At 36.6% G+C, this 18,695-nt stretch carries 12 protein-coding genes; 4 read left to right on the top strand and 8 right to left on the bottom strand.

Annotated features, from left to right (window positions below; genetic code table 11):
- Window positions 1–40: 40 nt before the first annotated feature.
- From KEM10_RS03570 to KEM10_RS03560, 3 genes are read right to left on the bottom strand one after another with little or no spacing between them, the layout of a single operon-like run.
- On the bottom strand, window positions 41–1,009 hold the full coding sequence (locus KEM10_RS03570) for an NAD-dependent epimerase/dehydratase family protein (protein ID WP_212213624.1): 969 nt from the start codon (window positions 1,007–1,009) through the stop codon (window positions 41–43).
- A 38-nt stretch (window positions 1,010–1,047) separates the two neighbouring features.
- Window positions 1,048–1,617, bottom strand: a complete 570-nt coding sequence (locus KEM10_RS03565; protein WP_212213621.1) for a GDYXXLXY domain-containing protein — start codon at window positions 1,615–1,617, stop codon at window positions 1,048–1,050.
- On the bottom strand, window positions 1,610–2,893 hold the full coding sequence (locus KEM10_RS03560; RefSeq protein WP_212213620.1) for a DUF2157 domain-containing protein: 1,284 nt from the start codon (window positions 2,891–2,893) through the stop codon (window positions 1,610–1,612). The genes KEM10_RS03565 and KEM10_RS03560 overlap by 8 nt, the downstream gene beginning before the upstream one ends.
- A gap of 350 nt (window positions 2,894–3,243) precedes the next feature.
- Between KEM10_RS03560 and KEM10_RS03555 the strand changes: the two genes are divergently transcribed.
- Window positions 3,244–4,353, top strand: coding sequence for an NUDIX domain-containing protein (locus KEM10_RS03555; RefSeq protein ID WP_212213618.1), 1,110 nt, complete (start codon window positions 3,244–3,246; stop codon window positions 4,351–4,353).
- Window positions 4,354–4,448: 95 nt separating this feature from the next.
- Here the strand turns inward: KEM10_RS03555 and mtaB are convergent, their stop codons facing one another.
- From mtaB to KEM10_RS03540, 3 genes are read right to left on the bottom strand one after another with little or no spacing between them, the layout of a single operon-like run.
- Window positions 4,449–5,753 (bottom strand): tRNA (N(6)-L-threonylcarbamoyladenosine(37)-C(2))-methylthiotransferase MtaB, encoded by a 1,305-nt coding sequence (gene mtaB / locus KEM10_RS03550; RefSeq protein WP_212213616.1) that lies wholly within the window; start codon window positions 5,751–5,753, stop codon window positions 4,449–4,451.
- 1 nt (window position 5,754) lies between these two features.
- Window positions 5,755–7,101 carry a tRNA (N6-isopentenyl adenosine(37)-C2)-methylthiotransferase MiaB gene (gene miaB, locus KEM10_RS03545; RefSeq protein ID WP_212213614.1) on the bottom strand — a complete coding sequence of 449 codons (1,347 nt, stop codon included), beginning with the start codon at window positions 7,099–7,101 and terminating at the stop codon, window positions 5,755–5,757.
- 39 nt (window positions 7,102–7,140) lie between these two features.
- Entirely contained in the window at window positions 7,141–7,821 is a 681-nt protein-coding gene (locus KEM10_RS03540; RefSeq protein ID WP_212213612.1) for an FAD-binding oxidoreductase, read from the bottom strand.
- Window positions 7,822–8,091: 270 nt separating this feature from the next.
- On the opposite strand from KEM10_RS03540, the gene KEM10_RS03535 reads away from it, so the two are divergent.
- Window positions 8,092–8,970 (top strand): lysophospholipid acyltransferase family protein, encoded by an 879-nt coding sequence (locus KEM10_RS03535; protein ID WP_212213610.1) that lies wholly within the window; start codon window positions 8,092–8,094, stop codon window positions 8,968–8,970.
- Complete coding sequence (locus tag KEM10_RS03530; protein WP_212213608.1) at window positions 8,909–10,759, top strand: AMP-dependent synthetase/ligase; 1,851 nt, start codon at window positions 8,909–8,911, stop codon at window positions 10,757–10,759. The genes KEM10_RS03535 and KEM10_RS03530 overlap by 62 nt, the downstream gene beginning before the upstream one ends.
- Before the next feature lie 94 nt (window positions 10,760–10,853).
- On the opposite strand, the gene purL is transcribed toward KEM10_RS03530, so the two are convergent.
- Window positions 10,854–14,543, bottom strand: coding sequence for a phosphoribosylformylglycinamidine synthase (purL, locus tag KEM10_RS03525; RefSeq protein WP_212213607.1), 3,690 nt, complete (start codon window positions 14,541–14,543; stop codon window positions 10,854–10,856).
- Window positions 14,544–14,996: 453 nt separating this feature from the next.
- Window positions 14,997–16,340, bottom strand: coding sequence for a tetratricopeptide repeat protein (locus KEM10_RS03520; protein ID WP_212213604.1), 1,344 nt, complete (start codon window positions 16,338–16,340; stop codon window positions 14,997–14,999).
- 289 nt (window positions 16,341–16,629) lie between these two features.
- Between KEM10_RS03520 and KEM10_RS03515 the strand changes: the two genes are divergently transcribed.
- Entirely contained in the window at window positions 16,630–18,540 is a 1,911-nt protein-coding gene (locus KEM10_RS03515) for an AMP-dependent synthetase/ligase (protein WP_212213601.1), read from the top strand.
- The last annotated feature ends 155 nt before the right edge of the window (window positions 18,541–18,695 follow it).

Raw genomic sequence — 18,695 nt, 5'->3', positions numbered from 1 at the left:
GCAAATCTTCGGTTTTCTTGTTTTATATATCTTATAAATTTCAGCTTTTTTCAAAATAATCCACAGCATCTTTTATTGCCTCATCTATTGGGGTAAACTGTATTTTTAGTTCTTGTTTTGCCTTGTGGTTAGAAAAATAATTCCTGACCGTTAAAGCTTTAAGGTTCAAAAATGAAAGATCAGTCTGCACTCTAAAAAAACGAAGGATCTCCCCTGTTAAACCAATCATTAACAATACAAGATTAGGAATAGGTATGAGTGTAGTTTTTTGATGTGTTTGATTAATTAGTTTCGAATAAAACTTCTTATAACTGAGGTTCTCATTGGATAATATATATTTCTGCCCCGATTGTTTCTGATTAAAAGCATTGATAATTCCCTGAGGAACATCCTTAACATGAACAAAACTTTTTCCTCCGGTTGGATAAAATACCAAACGCTTATTCAAAGCCATCAAAATTATTTTACCTGAACTTGGCTTGGTATCATATTCACCCAACATAAACGACGGACAAATACTTGTGATATTCAATTCTTCCGAAGCTTTATCAATCAGATCCTGTGCCCTTTTCTTGCTCTTCACATAAAGCATCTTAGAAAAAGGATAATTCATGGGTGAATTTTCGTTGGATGGCTGAATTGGATCTCCACTACTAAATATATTAGCTGTGCTTATATATACCAGCTTTTCAATCCTATTTACCTTGCAGGCATCTATAATATTTTGTGTCCCCTGAATATTGGCCGAATAATAATCTGCCAGTTTTAGCAGTCCCTGCGATGTATTGGCAGCAATATGCGCAACATATTGGCATCCCATAATTTCATTGATGAGTAGATCTGTATTTTGCAAATCTCCTTCGATAAGTTTCAGATTTGTATGATGGAATTTTATAAAACTATCTTTCCTTCTCACCAGAGCTTTCACTGCAAATCCTTGTTCAACCAGCATTAAAACCAGGTTGGTTCCCAACAAACCATTTGCTCCTGTTACAAAAACACTTTTCATCGATGTTTCACTTAATTTATAATCAATGCTTCACCAACCTAATTACTTTCTTTCGCCAGCTCCCGCACCGAAATATCATCAATAAAAACATCTTTAACCACTGCCTCGCCTTCTTTAACACTTACCAATGCGTACGATATTTTACTGGTATCGCGTTGGGCTTCTCTGTGAATTTCCTCCGCTTTTTTAGCTTTGGATTCCTCCATGTAAAACCGATCAAAATTGTACTCAATACGAATCGATGTTGTATCATTCCAAAACCGATTTCCTATTGTAGCCTTCACATAAGGTTGATCATCGGTGATTACTTCTCTCGTTACTGACGCTATCCTGGCAAATCCATCCTCATCATTCCTGAAACATACAAATACCTTATCTCCTCTACTCCATTGTTCTATACTATCTTTTTTAATGGTATTTTCATCGTAATCCAACACAATATATTTGCCTCTGAATGGATCATTTGGGTCGATAGGTGCTGTTTTTAGCTTTATTTCTATTCCCTCTTTTAAAATTGCTTCCCTGTCCCAAATCATTTTATAAGGCACAAATAATTGGGCCACTGCAACCAAAATAAAAAGGGCTAATATTATACTTTTCCTATTCATCAGATTTCCTTTTTTTCAGCATTACATAGTTTGATACAAAAAAGCCCACTCCCACTAACACAAACAGAACACCTCGAAGCACAAAACTCATATCGGAATCAAAAAATCGACAAACCACCAATGCTGTGATAATTAGCAATCCATAATTTAATATGCCCAAATGGTTTTTTCGGGCTCCCTGAAGTATGGTTAATACACTTAATGCCAACCCAAACAGATTAATCAGGATGATTGCTGTCGAGGAATTTAATCCGATAATATAGGTGGGTATAAACAATAGAAATATCAACGCGAAAGGATTAATTTTATCAAGCCTCCATTCTTTTTTACGATAGAGTAGTAACACCAAGGCCAATGCAATTAAAACTATACTTGATAGAAACTCGGCCGATCGCACCAACTCATTCAAATTATCCTCCGTCTTCCTTAAATGATCCCAAAACCAGCTAAAGCTTAACATCAACAATACAATGATGGTTCCTAATGACCCTATGATTCTATAGCCATTACTGAAGGTTCGCTGTTTGGAAAAGAATTCTTTTTCGCCTATCAGACTTAAAATACCAAATAACGCCATATAGGCTACATACATTAACTCATCGTATTTACCAGCCAACGTACCCAACGTAATTACCAATGAAAGTGGTATCATCCAGTTATGAAAAATCATAAAATTACTCCGAGGTTTATTCCTGTATAACTGATAATAATGAGGAAGTATTAATAGAAACAGCACCCAATATAGATACGATTCGGATGAAGGATATATCCAATAGCTGGCTTGCGTTGCATAATAGGTAATACCAGCCAAACAAAGCAATGAACTTACCGACGATTTCATCAGATATATCAGAGGGATACACAACAACATCCAAGTAAGCAGAAATGAGCTTAAATTACCAGGAATATTGTAGATCTGACTCACCAACGAAATGCTTGCTCCAATGGCAAAAAACAAGAAAACACTCACACTCTCGCGCCAGGCAATACTTTCGCTCTTTTTTATAATCACCCATCCGTTCAATAATTGTCCGATTATCAGTGGAAGAAAAGCAAAAATGGTTTTTGTCGTTCTCGTAAGCTCATCCCAATTATGAGCAATAATCAGGATGATCCCAAGGCCAACCAGTATAGCACCTAAAACTCCAAAAACAATAAACAGTTTAGTGGTTGGTGATCCTTTCTTACTTTTATAGTAATCCTGAATCCGATCTGCGGTTTGCTGAGTGATAACACCTTCATGCAGCAGCTCCGGTATTTCTTTTAATATACTCATAGGTTAGAAGATAAATGACTAATCATTACTTGTCTAAAGTAAACAATATATTAATAAGAGCAATATTTATAATAGTCAACCATTATTTCACATATAAAGTCTGTTAGCAATGATTTAAAAGCGGTTGTTTAACACACAAAAGTATTGTGCAATGCATTTTAAGCAGCTTAGCATAGGGAAAAAGCGAGAGAGCAGCCCTTAAATGTGAGCGAGCAAGACCCCAAAGCGCCAGAGTTATGTCAAAAAGTCCGATAGCAACCCCTAAAAGTGAAAGAGCGACCCCCAAAAGTGAGGGAGCGACCCCCAAAAGTAAGTGAGTAGGGATCAAAAGCAGCCAAATTGACAGACCTATGGAGAATCTAGAACAAACAGTTATCTTCGCAGGCAAATACGAAAAAATGAACAGACTCGACCTCATCAAACGACTTCTTCCCGGCTTTTTACCCATTATTATTTTTATTGTAGTTGATGAAATATGGGGTACCTTATACGGATTAATCGTTGCCATTACCGTTGGGATTGTTGAGTTGGTTTACAGCTATATTAAGGAGCGTAAGATCGATCGATTTGTAATCCTGGATGTAGGTTTACTAGTTGCTTTAGGAGCGGTATCCATCGCTTTAGACAATGAAATATTCTTTAAACTGAAACCCGGAATCATCAGTCTGTTAATGACTGGTATGATTGGTTTTTCCTCTTTTTCGAAACACAATATTTTGCTTCAAATGAGCCAGCGTTATATGAAGCAGATACAAATGAATCCATATCAGGTGTGGGAAATGCAACAAAGTATGAAACGCATCTTCTGGGTGATGTTGGTATATTCCCTTGCTGCTATTGCCTCTTCTTTTGTTGAAATAAAAGAAGTCTGGAGCTTTATCAACGGTGCCGGAATGTTTGTAGTGATGGGTATATTCTTTGCTTTTGAATGGTACTCTAAAAAGAAGCAGGCTCCAAAGCTTCAAAAAGAAGAGTGGTTACCCTTAGTGAACGAAAAAGGTCAGCTATTGGGTTCTGCACCCCGATCGGTGGTTCACAATGGTTCACAACTGTTGCACCCGGTGGTTCACTTGCATGTATTTGATAAAGGTAAATTGCTTTTGCAAAAACGACCGATAAATAAGCTGGTGCAGCCCGGCAAATGGGATACAGCAGTTGGCGGACATGTAAGTGCCGGCGAAAATATTGAACAAGCACTTCAGAAAGAAACTTTTGAGGAAATTGGCTTGCAACAATTCAAAGCTGAAGGCCTAAAACCATACCTATGGAAAAGCGAAATTGAGCATGAGCTTGTTTTTCTCTTTAAAACCAATCATAAAGGCCCGTTTAAAAAAGCCGAAACCGAAGTAGATGAATTACGTTTTTGGTCGATGGACGAGATCAATGAAAATATGGGTAAAGGTGTGTTTACACCTAACTTCGAGCATGAGTTTAAGATGTTTTTGTCACCGCAATATTAAAAGATAATCTCATCCGACTATTTTAAGAGAAAGCTTTATATCAATTTAACGATTAACCAACTCCACAATTCAACAATTGAAAATCGAACAATCGTCTATTCGCTTAATTGCCCCATCAAAACAGGCTCTTCTTTTGAATCAGTAAGACCTATCAATTTTACTTTATACAAGCCATTCTTCTTCACCTCATCAGCCTTAAACTGAACGGGCACATAGTACTCGCCATAGCCATGAGCAAAACCTCTTTTATCAATCTTTTCTACCAAAACGGTTTGCTCTGATCCGATGAATTGTTGTCGGTAACTTCTTTTTGCCTCAGCTGCTTTTTTACGAAGTTGCTGACTCCTCTCCGACTTTACTTTTTCAGGAACCACATCGGTCATTCGGGCAGCACGGGTATTATCACGCTTCGAATATTTAAAGGTATGCACATGACCAAAACCAATCTGATCCACTGCATCCAGTGAAGCCTTAAAATCATCTTCCGTTTCTCCCGGAAAACCAACAATAATATCAGTTGTAATATTAAATTGAGGATTGATATCTCTTAAGCGTTCAATAATTTCTTTATACGATCGATAGGTATACATTCGACGCATTTGCAACAAAATGGATTCCGATGCACTTTGTAAACACAAGTGCAGATGAGGCGTCATTTTTGGATGCTTCAGCAAGGCAAAAAACTCCTCATCAAAACTATCCGGTTCAATGGATGATATACGCACCCTGAAATCCAATGGTAATTCTAAAATCTTCGCCAGAAGTCCCGAGAATTTCACTCCTTCATGCTCATATCGACTAATATTAACACCGGTAATTACCACCTCTTTATAGCCAAAGCCAACTACCTCACGAATGTTCTCCAAAACAGCTTCCACCGAACGACTGGTAGCCCTTCCTCTCACCTTAGGAATAATACAGAAGGTGCAAAAATTGTCGCATCCATCCTGAATTTTAATCATACTGCGAGTATGAAAAGTCTCCGATGCAGGTGCATAATTAAAAACTCCTCCCTGAGCAGTATTAGCCGGAACAATTTCTTTATTGAAATGAGCTTGCACCAACTGTGGGATGGCACTTTTATTCTCATTATCCACCACGTAAGCATTGGGATATTGAGTTTCCAAAGCTTCTTTATGATGATTGGCCATACATCCGGTAATAATCAGCATTCCGCTATGACCATTTTTAAGGGCATGGTTTACTGCATAACGCGATTTCTGATCGCTTTGATTGGTAACCGTACAGGTATTCACCACAAACACATCGGTATCTTTACTGTCTTCCACCACATCGTAGCCCATAGCCACAAACTTCGATGCCATCGCATCGGTCTCAAACTGGTTTAAACGACAGCCCAATGTTTTAAACCCAACCCTCTTTTTAGCTAACTGAAACATTTTAAACTTCCTGCAAACTTTCTACTTCCACCAACTCACCTTCTACCGAAAAATTAGTAGCTGATGTTATTTTCACTTTCACAAACTGACCAATCAGACTTTTATCTTCTGATGCAAAACGAACGGTAATCTTCCCTTCCGTCTGACCACTTAAATAACCACTTTTACGATCAGTATCGCGCACCAAAATGATGAATTCCTTATCCACCATATTCTGATTATACTTACCCGATACTTCACCTAAATCTTCAGTTAATAATGCCAGGCGCTCTTTCTTTATTTTCTGATCCACATCATCGGGCCAGCTGTACGATGCTGCTCCGGGACGTTTCGAATACATAGCGATGTAAGCCATATTGTATTCAAACTCGCGCATGGCTTTGCGAGTATTCTGAAACTGTTCTTCCGTCTCGCCTGAGAATCCTACAATGATATCAGTAAACAAAGTCGCCTGCGGAATTAATTCGCGAATAGCTTCAATCGATTCACGATATTTTTTAACCGAATGTTTACGGTTCATCTTAATCAGCACCTTATCATCCCCCGACTGGATAGGAAGATGAATTTGCTTACCCAAACATTTATATTTGGCAATCACTTCTACTACCTCTCGTCCCATATCGCGTGGATGCGGCGAAGTAAAATACACCCAAAAACGATGCTGGGTTGATTCACCTATCTTACCGATCTCGTCAAGTAGCTGAGCAAAATTGATTTCCGCTCCTTTCTTATCCAACCCGTAAGAGTTTACATTCTGTCCTAATAAAGTAATTGATTTATATCCTTTCTCAACCAGATTTCTCACCTCATTTATTATTTCCACCGATGGACGACTCACTTCACGTCCACGTGTATAAGGTACTGCACAGAACGAACAAAATTTATCACATCCATTTTGGATTGGGATAAAAGCTTCAAAAGAACTATTGTATTTAGGCTTTACCTTCCAGAAGAAGTTAATTTCTTCCTTCGGATTCAAATTATCTTTTTCTAATCCGGCAGGAGTTGTTACACCATATTGCGATAACATTTGCGGAAACTTAGGAAGTTCGCGCATGGCAAACACAATATCAAAAAGCTTTAGAAACTTCTTCTCATCCGCCGGAAGAATACATCCGCTAATAAAAGTAATCAGGTTCTGCGATTGTTTGCGCTTATTCCAAAGTGCAATTTTTGAATACACCTTGTCAATGGCCTTCTGACGAACCGAACAAGCCAATATTCCAATTATATTTGCCTCCTCTTCATTTTCTACCCATTGATACCCCATGCCTTCCAGCACATTCCGCACTCTCTCACTGTCAGACATATTCATCTGACACCCCAATGTTACTAAATGGTATTTCATTCTTTTAGCTTCTAGCTGTTAGCTACTGGCTTTAATTTCTTAAAAATAAACTTCTGCGTGGATGTTATCTGTACTTACACCCTGATCTTCCAGAATATCATACACATCATGTATCATATTGCAATTACCACACAAGAAATACTGAACATCTTTTCCGAATTTATTCTCTTTCAGGTAATCCGTCACTCTTCCGTAATAATTACCGGTTCCTTCGCGCGATGTACATTTCACATAACGCTTTTTGTCATATTTCTCCGATTCATAACCTTCAGAACCATATTTTACACCATGCAATAAGGTATAATCAATACCCGGCTTTGATTGCACAAAACTATGAAATGGTGATATACCAGTTCCGCTAGCGATAAATACATACTTCTGATTCTTTGGTAAATCTTTATTGATTGTGAAATAACCAACAGGCTCTTCAACCACAACAAAACCACCTTTCTGAAGTTTTTTCAAACTTGGAGAAACTAAACCATTCTCCACCTCCTTCACCAAAATCTCGATAAAATCATCCTCCTCTGCACTGTAAATCGAATACTCACGGGTATGAATACCGTTAGGTGGCCCAACACAGATATGCTGTCCTGCTTCGAACTCCATTCCTTTACGTTCAAAACGCATTACAAACGTTGATTCTGTTAGATTACGAACTTCCAATATTTCGTGTAAATCGGTTTTTATTTTATTGGCAACTGGTACTTTATGACTCATTTCAATAATTCTTTTACTTACTTAATTATAACAGGTCAATGCTATAAACAGGTTTATGTCATTTTGGTTTAATTAAACAATCTGCAAATTTGGTACTTTTTTACCGATTAACACATTCTTTCATGTCAATTTTAAGATATTTTAATCTTTATATATCTTATATAGTGCTACCCCAGTGTTTATTGAGAAAATAAATATTTATAAGAAAGAAAATCACACGAAATAAAATTTGTGTTTCAAGTAATCATAACAAAAGAGTATATTTGAGCCATGAGTGTGTTAGTTGGATTTATTTTTTACTTTTTTATAGCATTACTTGGGATTACCCCTTTCTTTATGCTTTATCTTTTGTCGGATTTGGCCAGACTGGTTATTTGTAATTTATTAAAATACAGATACAAGGTAATTGAATCAAACCTAAAAAGGGCCTTTCCAAACAAATCATATAAGGAGATTAATCAGATCATTAAACTCAATTATCGCAATCTGGCAGATAATCTTGTTGAGAGCCTTAAAACATTTACGCTTAGTAAGAAAGCTATCATAAAAAGGCATAAAATACTTAACCCTGAATTGTTAGATCAGTACCTTAATAATAATCAGAGTGTTATTGGAGTAACGGCACATTACAACAATTGGGAATGGGGAAGCGTTTCTGCAGGTATACAAACTCCTTACCGTTATATTGCCTTTTATAAACCAATTCGAAACAAAATCATCAATAAAGCTATTCTTAAAAGTCGTTCAAGATGTGGAACACAGTTGGTTTCAATTTATGAAACATCAAAAACTTTTGAGAAAAATAAAAATAATCCAAGTATTTACTTGATGGCGGCTGACCAGAGTCCATCAGGCAAACAACTAAAACACGCTTATTGGTTTGATTTTTTTGATATTAAGACGGCATTTTTACATGGAGTAGAAAAACATGCTAAAAAAAATAATTATCCGGTAATATATATTGATATTCAACGAGTGAAAAGGGGGTTTTATACTGTTGAATTATCGAAACTTTGTGATAATCCAACCGTAGTAGAGGATGGTGAAATAACCAAACGCTATGTTAAAAAACTGGAAGAGATAATAGTTGCCAAGCCAGAAAACTGGCTATGGTCGCATAAAAGATGGAAACACACTCCTAAAGAGTAATTGGGAAAAAGTAATGAATGAAGTACACCTTGCGCAAATGTTGCGTAATCGGTCAGAGAAATATGGCCAAAGAGAAGTATTTAGATTCAAGAGTGAAGAAAAATACAAAAGCATAAGCTGGTTTAGTTTTAAAGAACAATCAGAGAAGGTTGCACAATTTCTTTTATCACATCATACAGAAATTAATGATAACATTGGAATATTTAGCAACAATTGCCCCCAATGGACTATTTCTGATTTAGCAATACTATCCTGTCGTGCCACTGTTGTTCCGTTTTACTCTACCTCAACCACAGAACAATTAAAATACATTGTGGAAGAAACAGAGATGAAGATTCTGTTTGTAGGTAACGAAGAACAACTTAATAGAGCCCTTCCTCTTTTAGATGATGATTCCGGATTAAAAAAAATTATAACATTCAGCTGTCTCTCCTCTAAAGACAGACGGATTATTAGCTATGCTGAAATAATGAAATCTGATAAGGATCAGGAATTATTGACAGTTTTAAACAAAAGACTGGAAACAGCTACTAAAGAAGACCTTGCAACCATAATATACACATCCGGCACTACGGGTGAGCCTAAAGGTGTTATGCTTACTCATCATAACATAATGGCATCGATGAAGATACATGAGAAACGATTAACGGTTACTACAGAAGATGTTTCGTTGTGTTTTCTGCCACTGAGCCATATATTCGAACGAGGATGGACTTTCTTTCTTTTATACTCGGGAGGCACCAATGTTTATAACGAGAATCCTAAAGAAATAATTAATGAAATAGCCGTTGTTAAACCCACTATAATGTGTGTGGTACCTCGCTTCTTCGAAAAAGTGTATGACGGTATTCAAAAAAAGATTCAAAAACAGAGCAAGATCCAACAAAGAATATTTAACCGGGCTGTGTCTATTGGTCATAAATATATCGAATATCAAAAAGATGGTTTAAAAGCTCCTTCTTTACTAAACATTCAACGTAATCTGGCTGACCAACTGGTGTACAAAAAAATTCGTAAACTATTTGGTGGAAACATAAAATACATGCCTTGCTCAGGAGCTGCAATAACACCTGAATTAAAACGCTTTTTTCATGCAATGGGTATTTTTATTAATTATGGCTATGGCGCATCAGAAACAACAGCTACTGTGTCGTGCATGCGCGATGATAAATATGATTTTGAATATACCGGTGAAATAATGCCCGACATTCAGGTTAAACTTTCACCCGAGAATATGATTCTGGTTAAAGGAGATACCATTTTTAAAGGATATTATAAGAAACCTCAACAGACAGAAGAAGTACTTAAAGACGGTTGGTATTACACCGGAGATCAAGGCCTATTGCCAGGCAATAACCAGCTTCACATGACCGAACGTATTAAAGACATCATTAAAACTTCAACAGGCAAATATGTTTCACCTCAAAAAGTTGAATTAGTATTAGCAAAGAATGAGCTTATTGAACAAACATGTGTTATTGGTGATAACAGACAGTATATCACCGCCTTAATTGTACCTAAACATCAACAGCTAGTTGAATGGTTGCATGAAAAAGGGGAAATGGTTTCTGATATTAAAGATGCATTGATCAATCAAACGGCCAAAGAATGGTTTCACGACACATTGAAAGCTATTCAGGAAGAATTACCTTGTCATGAAAAAGTAGTGCAATTTGCTTTACTTGAAGAGCCTTTCTCAATCGAAAACGGTCTTCTGACCAATTCCTTAAAAGTAAGAAGAAAGTATGTAGTTCAGAAATATGAAGAGCTGATTGAAAGTTTATATTAGAATTTAAATCAATAGAATATTAGACTAATAAAAAAGTCAAAATAAAAACGGCAACCTGATTCAAGTTGCCGTTTTTCGTATTATCTAATTTGAATTACTTCTTTTCTTCAACCCATTTGCGGGCATTTACAAATGCTTCAATCCAAGGCGAAACCTCATCAGCTTTGCGATCGGTTGGGTAATGCGCCCATTGCCATGGAAAGATCGCTCTTTCCAGGTGAGGCATCATAGCTAAATGACGACCATCTTTAGAACAGATAGCTGCAGTAGCAAAATCACTTCCATTAGGATTAGCAGGATATGCATTGTAAGAATATTTACCTGCAATATGATATTGATCCTCAGCATAAGGCATATTGAATTTTCCTTCACCGTGTGCAATCCAAACACCTAGACGACTTCCCGCCAAAGTATTTAACATTACTGAGTTGTTTTCTGCAATATCCATGTTCACAAAGTTCGATTCGAATTTATGCGACTCGTTATGTAACATTGTTGGTTTTTCAGCGTGATCGGGATAAACCAGACCTAACTCTACCATTAACTGACAACCATTACAAACACCTAAACTCAAGGTATCCTTACGAGCATAAAATGCATCCAGTGCCGCTTTAGCTTTTTCGTTATATAGGAAAGCACCCGCCCATCCTTTTGCAGATCCAAGTACATCAGAGTTTGAGAATCCCCCAACAAAAACAATAAAGTTAATGTCTTCCAATGTTTCTCTACCTGTAATTAAGTCGGTCATGTGAACATCCTTCACATCAAAACCGGCTAAGTACATTGAGTAAGCCATCTCACGATCACCATTCACTCCTTTTTCACGAATAATAGCCGCTTTAACACCTGATTTTCCTTTACGTACAGCATCTAAACCTAAATCAGCCAGTTTACCACTGAATCCTTCTTTAAAGTTGAATTGTAAAGGTTGATTTTTATAATTATCGAAACGCTCTTTAGCCAACTTCTCAGTACTTTGTCTTCTGTCTAACAAGTAAGAAGTTTTGTACCAGGCATCTCTCATTTCGTCAATATCGAAAGATAAAGTATCGGCTCCTTTAGTAATTGTTAAAGTTCTTTCCTCAACAGGAGAACCAATTACCGTATAACCTAATTCTTTTTCTTCTAACAGAGCAGTTACTTTAGCAGCATCTTTCACCTGAATCAATACACCCGGATTTTCAGCAAAAAGAATCTTCACTAAATCTTCTTCAGCGATATCAGATAAATCAGCTTTAATACCGTGTGTTTTATTGGCAAAGTTCATTTCTAACAATGCAGTTGCCATACCTCCTGCAGATATATCATGACCAGCTAAAATTAACTCATCCTCAATTAAAGACTGAATAGTTTCGATACCCGTTTTGAAATAATCGGTATCAGTTACAGTTGGAGCTTCAGCACCCAACTTATTCACCACTTGGGCAAATGAACTACCGCCCAATTTATGGCTATCGAACGATAAATCGATGTAAATAATTGAAGTGTCTGTATCCTTAACCAATACCGGCTCAACAATCTTCTTCACGTCGCTTACTTCAGCAGCGGCCGAAATAATAACCGTTCCCGGAGAATAAACTACTTCACCATCCTTATATTTTTGAGTCATCGAAAGTGAATCCTTACCTGTTGGGATATTAATTCCCAAATCGGTAGCAAAATCACTTACTGCCTCAACAGCTTTATATAAACGAGCATCTTCACCTTCGTTTTTACAAGGCCACATCCAGTTGGCACTTAACGAAACACCTTTAATACCGTGAGTAAACGGAGCCCAAACCAAGTTAGTTAACGACTCAGCAATAGACAATACAGAACCCGCAGCAGGATCGATCATTGCAGCAGCTGGTGCATGACCTACCGAAGTAGCCAAACCAACAGTTCCTGTATAATCGATAGTAGTTGCACCCAAGTTGTTCAATGGTATTTGAACCTCACCGGCACATTGTTGCTTAGCTACTTTACCTGTTACCGAACGGTCAACTTTGTTGGTTAACCAATCTTTACAAGCAACGGCCTCTAATTGTAATACATTTTTAAGGTATTCCTCAATTTTAGATGCATCATATACAACAGGCGCAAACGATTCTTCAACCGTTTTGTCCGTCATAATAGTTTTAGGAGGATTCCCGAACATATCAGAAAGTTGCCAGTTGATTGGCGCATTTCCTTTATCGTCTTTGAAAACGAAGCTCATATCGCCAGTTGTTTCTCCAACCACATACATTGGAGAACGCTCGCGATCAGCAACTAATTTCAAACGCTCAATATCTTTTTCTTTTAATACCAGTCCCATTCTCTCCTGCGACTCATTACCGGCAATTTCTTTAGCCGATAACGTTGGGTCTCCAACAGGAAGTTTATCCAAATGAATAGTACCACCGGTTTCTTCAACCAACTCTGATAAGCAGTTTAAGTGACCACCGGCACCATGATCGTGAATTAACACGATTGGGTTTTCATCAGCCTCGGCCATGGCACGAATGGCATTCATGGCACGTTTTTGCATTTCCGGGTTTGAACGCTGAACAGCATTCAACTCAATGCTGTTATCGAACTCACCAGTAGCAACCGACGAAACAGCACCGCCACCCATTCCAATGCGGTAGTTATCGCCACCTAGCAATACCACTTTATCGCCAGCCTCAGGAGTATCTTTTAAAGCATCTGATTTTTTAGCAAAACCAATACCACCTGCCATCATAATCACCTTATCGAAGGCGAATTTCTTTTGATTCTCGAAATGCTCAAAAGTCAATACCGAACCACAAATCATTGGCTGACCAAACTTATTACCAAAATCGCTGGCTCCGTTTGATGCTTTAATTAAGATTTGCTCTGGCGTTTGGTACAACCATGGACGAGCTTCAGTAGCCTGCTCCCATGCTCTTCCTTCTTCAGAACGTGAATAAGAAGTCATATAAACAGCAGTACCTGCTAATGGTAAAGAAGCCTTACCTCCACCTAAACGGTCGCGGATTTCACCTCCTGAACCTGTTGCAGCACCATTAAAAGGCTCAACAGTTGTTGGGAAGTTATGTGTTTCGGCCTTTAATGAAAGAACCGTTTCAATTTCTTTAGTTTGGAAAAAATCAGGTTTATCCTGCGTTTCCGGAGCAAATTGAATGGCTTTTGGCCCTTCGATAAACGCTACATTATCTTTATATGCCGAAACCAGATAATTTGGATTTTCATTAGAAGTACGTTTGATCAACTTAAATAAAGAACTTGGTTTTTCTTCACCATCGATGATAAATGTACCATTAAATATTTTGTGACGACAGTGCTCTGAATTCACCTGAGAGAATCCAAAAACCTCACTATCGGTCAATTTTCTTCCTAATTTTTTAGCTAAACCATCCAGGTAGTTTACTTCCTCTTCGCTCAATGCCAACCCTTCGGCTTTGTTATAAGCAGCTACGTCTTCAATTTCAACAATCGGATCAGGTTCTTTATCAATGGTAAAGATTTCCTGTGTTAATCCTTTGTATAACACCTGCAGCATAGGGTCGAACTCCGCTTGATCTGAATCTACCTCAAAAAATTCCTCAATACGAAGAATTCCGTTAATTCCCATGTTTTGCGTAATCTCCACTGCATTGGTACTCCAAGGAGTTATCATCTCCTTACGTGGACCAACAAAAAAGCCTTCTAAAGTTTTACTTTCAGAAAGCTTTGCCCCGCTAAATAGCCATTCGAGTTTGTTAATGTCTTCAGCCAACAAGTCGGATTGGGTGCCGACAGCCAAGATTTGCTTATTGTTTCCCTTGAAAAACAGGACCATGAATGAAATTTTAGAATTGAATATTTGTTTGTGCTGCAAATTTAAGATAAAAACAGAAAAGCATCACACACAAAATCATTAAAGCTGATAAAAAATAATGATTCAACAGAAGAGCATCCATTATTTCTTAGGTCACTGTTAAAAAAAGTATGTACATAAGATAAGTACACAAGTTTTTATGGCTATATAACATGTATTTAATACGATCCCCTATGTACTTGGGTTGATCCCCTTTGTACTTATCGAAAAAAAACGAGGGATAATAGTTGTCCCCAAGGTACCAGCCATAAGTACACAAGGGATCATCGTTCTAACCTGTGTACTTAGTCCTTTCCCCTTTGTCCTCATAATAATCCCCGTTTTTATAATCACTAAATACAAAAAAATGAGGTTGTCGAAACCAACAACCTCACATCACTAATTATTAACATGAATCTATCTGAAGCAGTATTTTTATCTATATCTAACTGTTGTTTCCACATTAATCCACGAGCCAACAGTATATTTCGATCCTTCTTCAATGCCTTCAAAAAATCCGGTTTCTTTGTCAGGTATGTATTGCGAATAAACATGAATCTGTTTGTTAGCCTCTTCGACACACTCAGGGTCAACCGCTTTAGCTTTCATATACTGATCTAATGCTGCCCAATAAACGGTACGATGTTCGAAATCGCTTGATCCATACTTCTTACTCTCCATGGCATAAATATTACCAATCAGAATATGTGGCATACCCCAACTTGATTTGTTTTGAATAGCTTTGTGTGCATATTCGCGGGCTTTAGGTCCATCTTTGGTGTAAGAAAAGGTTAACAATGCCAGTTCGTAATAGTATTTTGCTCTTGCATCATCTTCTTCAACCAACTCAATGGCTTTATTATAATACTCTATGGCTAATTCTGTTTTTTGTTGCTTTAAAAAATACTTAGCTAAAAAATACGCAGCCGAAGAATTTGGATTTAGCTTATAGTTTTGCTCCGACGCTTTGGCAAATAATTCATTATTAGTACAATCTAAATTGTTCATTAATTGTAATAAGCGATTAATGGCCTCCTGATCTTCTTTAATATCATCATACCTTGGTGCCAAAGCCGACTCCAACTGATTACAGTCACTTAAGCCTCCATCAGCCAGAATATCAGCACATGCTTTACTTATTTTAGATAAGAGTTCTTTTTTCTTAGGATCATTTTCTTTGGCTATTTCGGTGGTTATAATCTCATCAACCTTAATATAGGTATCTAATATCTGATCGGGAGTTACTTTATTCTTTTTAGCCAATGCATTAGTAGTTTGCATCCAGTTTAAAGCAACCAAAGGCTCAACATTTAATTTCTGAAGTTGATATGATTTTTCAAAATACCCTAAGGCTTCTTGCAAGGCTTCAGTATTGGTACGTCTGTATTTAACCAGATCAACAGCCTTACGTCCTAAAATCCATCCTTTAGGGTATTTAGGGTGATCACCAAAATATTGTATTCGCTGATCATAAACCATCATTATACTATCTATATAAGTTTCTTTAACTGCAGGATCTTTTGCCTTTGACATATAATGTTTATATAGCGAAACACCATCAGAATATATACTTATGGTAACATCCGGGCAATTATTAAACATATCACGCCAGGCTGGCATGGCATAATCATACATTTTCTTTTTAAAGGATAAACTGTACAACGAGAAGTTTTTCAAACATTCTATACTATCCTGTTCAGAAGTTGTCTCCTGAGCATTAGCATTAAAACCCTTAATCATTCCCATTAATACAAAACCTATTATTATAATTCTCTTCATGGCAAATAAGGTTTAAGATTAACGATAAATGTGCATATGAAGATAATATTTCAATATTTATGCCATAAACAAACACACATCAGAATATCAATAACATACATTAAATCCCCCTTTAATAATCTGTGCCAATACGAACATCCGATGTACGAAATCGCACAGTTGAGCGATTTTAAGAATTCTTTGTACTTTAGCAGTTAGTAAAAATCCAATTAGTATGCTACAATATATTACTATCAGCATCTATTAGAGATATTTAATAAAGTTTGATAGTATTAATCCAGGTAAAAAGATGAAAACAATAATTGATTTTTTTGAAGAGAGTGTAAAGAACTATCCCAATAATACTTTAATCTGGGAAAAAGAAGATAAAGAATTTAAAAGTCATTCATATAAAGAGATACAAAAAGAAGTTTACACCTATGCAAACGGATTATTATCGCTTGGTATAGACAATGGTGATCGACTAGCTTTGCTTTCTGAAGGAAGACGTTTGTGGTTAGTATCAGAACTAGCCATCTTTCATATTGGTGCTATCAATGTACCTTTATCTACAAAGCTGGAAGCAGATGCCGACCTTGTTTTCAGACTAAATCACTCTGAAGCTGAAACTATAATTGTTTCAAAAAACCAGCTTCCTAAAATAAGAACAGTTAAAAAACAGTTAACTAAAGCAAAACGATTTATTATTTTAGATGATATTGAAAATCTTCAGGATGATGAAATAAGCATCGATGTTTTATACAAAAAGGCTGATACATTTAAAGATAAAAATCCGGAAGCTCTCAAAAATACTATCGAAAAAGTTACTCCTGAAACATTCGGAAATATTTGCTATACATCAGGTACAACTGCTGATCCCAAAGGAATTATCCTATCTCAAAGGAATTATACCGCTAATGTGGAACAAGCTTTTAGCTATATTGAAATACCCCAACACTATAAAACCTTAGTTGTTCTTCCGTGGGATCATGCTTTTGCTCATACAGCAGCCTTATATTCATTTATGCACAAAGGAGCTTCCATCGCATCGGTACAAATTGGTAGAAATCAGCACGAAACTCTAAAAAATTTCGTCTCTAACATGATGGAGGTTAAACCCGAAATATTAATGAGCGTTCCTGCTTTAGCTAAAAACTTCAAAAAGAACATTGAAAAAGGCATTGAGTCTAAAGGAAAAATGGCAAACTCACTATTTCATTCCGGATTAAAATTTGCCTATTGGTACAATGGAACAGGAAATAATGCAGGTAAAGGCATTAGAAAAGTTACCAAGCCTGTTTATGGTTTGTTTAGAGCTATCCTTTTTAATAAGATAAAAGAAAAATTTGGTGGGCAACTTCAGTACTTTATTGGAGGTGGAGCCTTGCTGGATATTGAATTACAAAGATTTTTCTATGCCATTGGTATGCCCATGTATCAAGGTTATGGATTAAGCGAAGCCTCTCCTATTATTTCTGCCAACACACCTAAATTTCATAAATTGGGTTCTTCTGGTAAAGTAGTAAACGATCTGGAAATAAAAATTTGTGATGAAGAAGGTAATGAACTACCCATTGGTGAAAAAGGTGAAATAGTTATCAAAGGTGAAAATGTAATGAAAGGGTATTGGAAAAATCCGGAAGCTACTGCTGATACTATTAAGGATGACTGGTTATTCACAGGTGATTTAGGTTATTTAGATAGGGAAAACTATCTATATGTACTTGGTCGATTTAAAAGTTTATTAATTGGAGCAGATGGAGAGAAATACAGCCCCGAAGGAATCGAGGAAGCCATCATAGACCATTGTCAATACATCGATCAGTTTGTATTACACAATAATCAAAACCCATATACAACTGGTTTAATTGTGCCTAACAAGGAAAAAATCCAAACCTGGCTTAAACAACACAAAACATCCATTGATGATGACAATGCACTTACCGAAATTCTGAATCTTATTAAAGAAGACATTGAGAATGTGAAAAATTCAAATCTGCCCGAACTATCCTTCCCTGCCAGATGGATGCCTTCAACGTCCGTTATTTTACCGGAAGCATTTACCGAGCATAATAAATTACTTAATAGCACAATGAAAGTTGTACGCGCTAAGGTTGAGGTGTATTTTCAGAAAGAAATTGAATACTTGTATACATCGGATGCTAAGAATTTTATATCAGAACAGAATAAAATCAACTTAAAAACAATTATAAATAGTTAGTAAATTAATCGTATTTGATAAAATTTAGTATTTTTATTTAAAATTAAGTATCAATTTAAGTCTAAGAGAAAGTAACATTCACTATAAAAAACAGATAATCCATGGAGTTTTTGTATCATTAATGCCAAAATTAGGGTTTTTACAAAAAATTGATT

This window comes from Carboxylicivirga linearis (genome assembly GCF_018271995.1).
GTDB classification, from domain to species: Bacteria; Bacteroidota; Bacteroidia; order Bacteroidales; family Marinilabiliaceae; genus Carboxylicivirga; species Carboxylicivirga linearis.
The sequence above is the reverse complement of the archived record's forward strand: the minus strand, read 5'-3'. Positions and strand labels throughout refer to the sequence as shown.

What these genes read in the sequence shown, in the direction of transcription:
- KEM10_RS03570 (WP_212213624.1), bottom strand. Translation starts at nt 1,009, where the DNA reads ATGAAAAGTGTTTTTGTAACAGGAGCAAATGGTTTGTTGGGAACCAAC.
- KEM10_RS03565 (WP_212213621.1), bottom strand. Translation starts at nt 1,617, where the DNA reads ATGAATAGGAAAAGTATAATATTAGCCCTTTTTATTTTGGTTGCAGTG.
- KEM10_RS03560 (WP_212213620.1), bottom strand. Translation starts at nt 2,893, where the DNA reads ATGAGTATATTAAAAGAAATACCGGAGCTGCTGCATGAAGGTGTTATC.
- KEM10_RS03555 (WP_212213618.1), top strand. Translation starts at nt 3,244, where the DNA reads ATGGAGAATCTAGAACAAACAGTTATCTTCGCAGGCAAATACGAAAAA.
- mtaB (WP_212213616.1), bottom strand. Translation starts at nt 5,753, where the DNA reads ATGTTTCAGTTAGCTAAAAAGAGGGTTGGGTTTAAAACATTGGGCTGT.
- miaB (WP_212213614.1), bottom strand. Translation starts at nt 7,101, where the DNA reads ATGAAATACCATTTAGTAACATTGGGGTGTCAGATGAATATGTCTGAC.
- KEM10_RS03540 (WP_212213612.1), bottom strand. Translation starts at nt 7,821, where the DNA reads ATGAGTCATAAAGTACCAGTTGCCAATAAAATAAAAACCGATTTACAC.
- KEM10_RS03535 (WP_212213610.1), top strand. Translation starts at nt 8,092, where the DNA reads ATGAGTGTGTTAGTTGGATTTATTTTTTACTTTTTTATAGCATTACTT.
- purL (WP_212213607.1), bottom strand. Translation starts at nt 14,543, where the DNA reads ATGGTCCTGTTTTTCAAGGGAAACAATAAGCAAATCTTGGCTGTCGGC.
- KEM10_RS03520 (WP_212213604.1), bottom strand. Translation starts at nt 16,340, where the DNA reads ATGAAGAGAATTATAATAATAGGTTTTGTATTAATGGGAATGATTAAG.
- KEM10_RS03515 (WP_212213601.1), top strand. Translation starts at nt 16,630, where the DNA reads ATGAAAACAATAATTGATTTTTTTGAAGAGAGTGTAAAGAACTATCCC.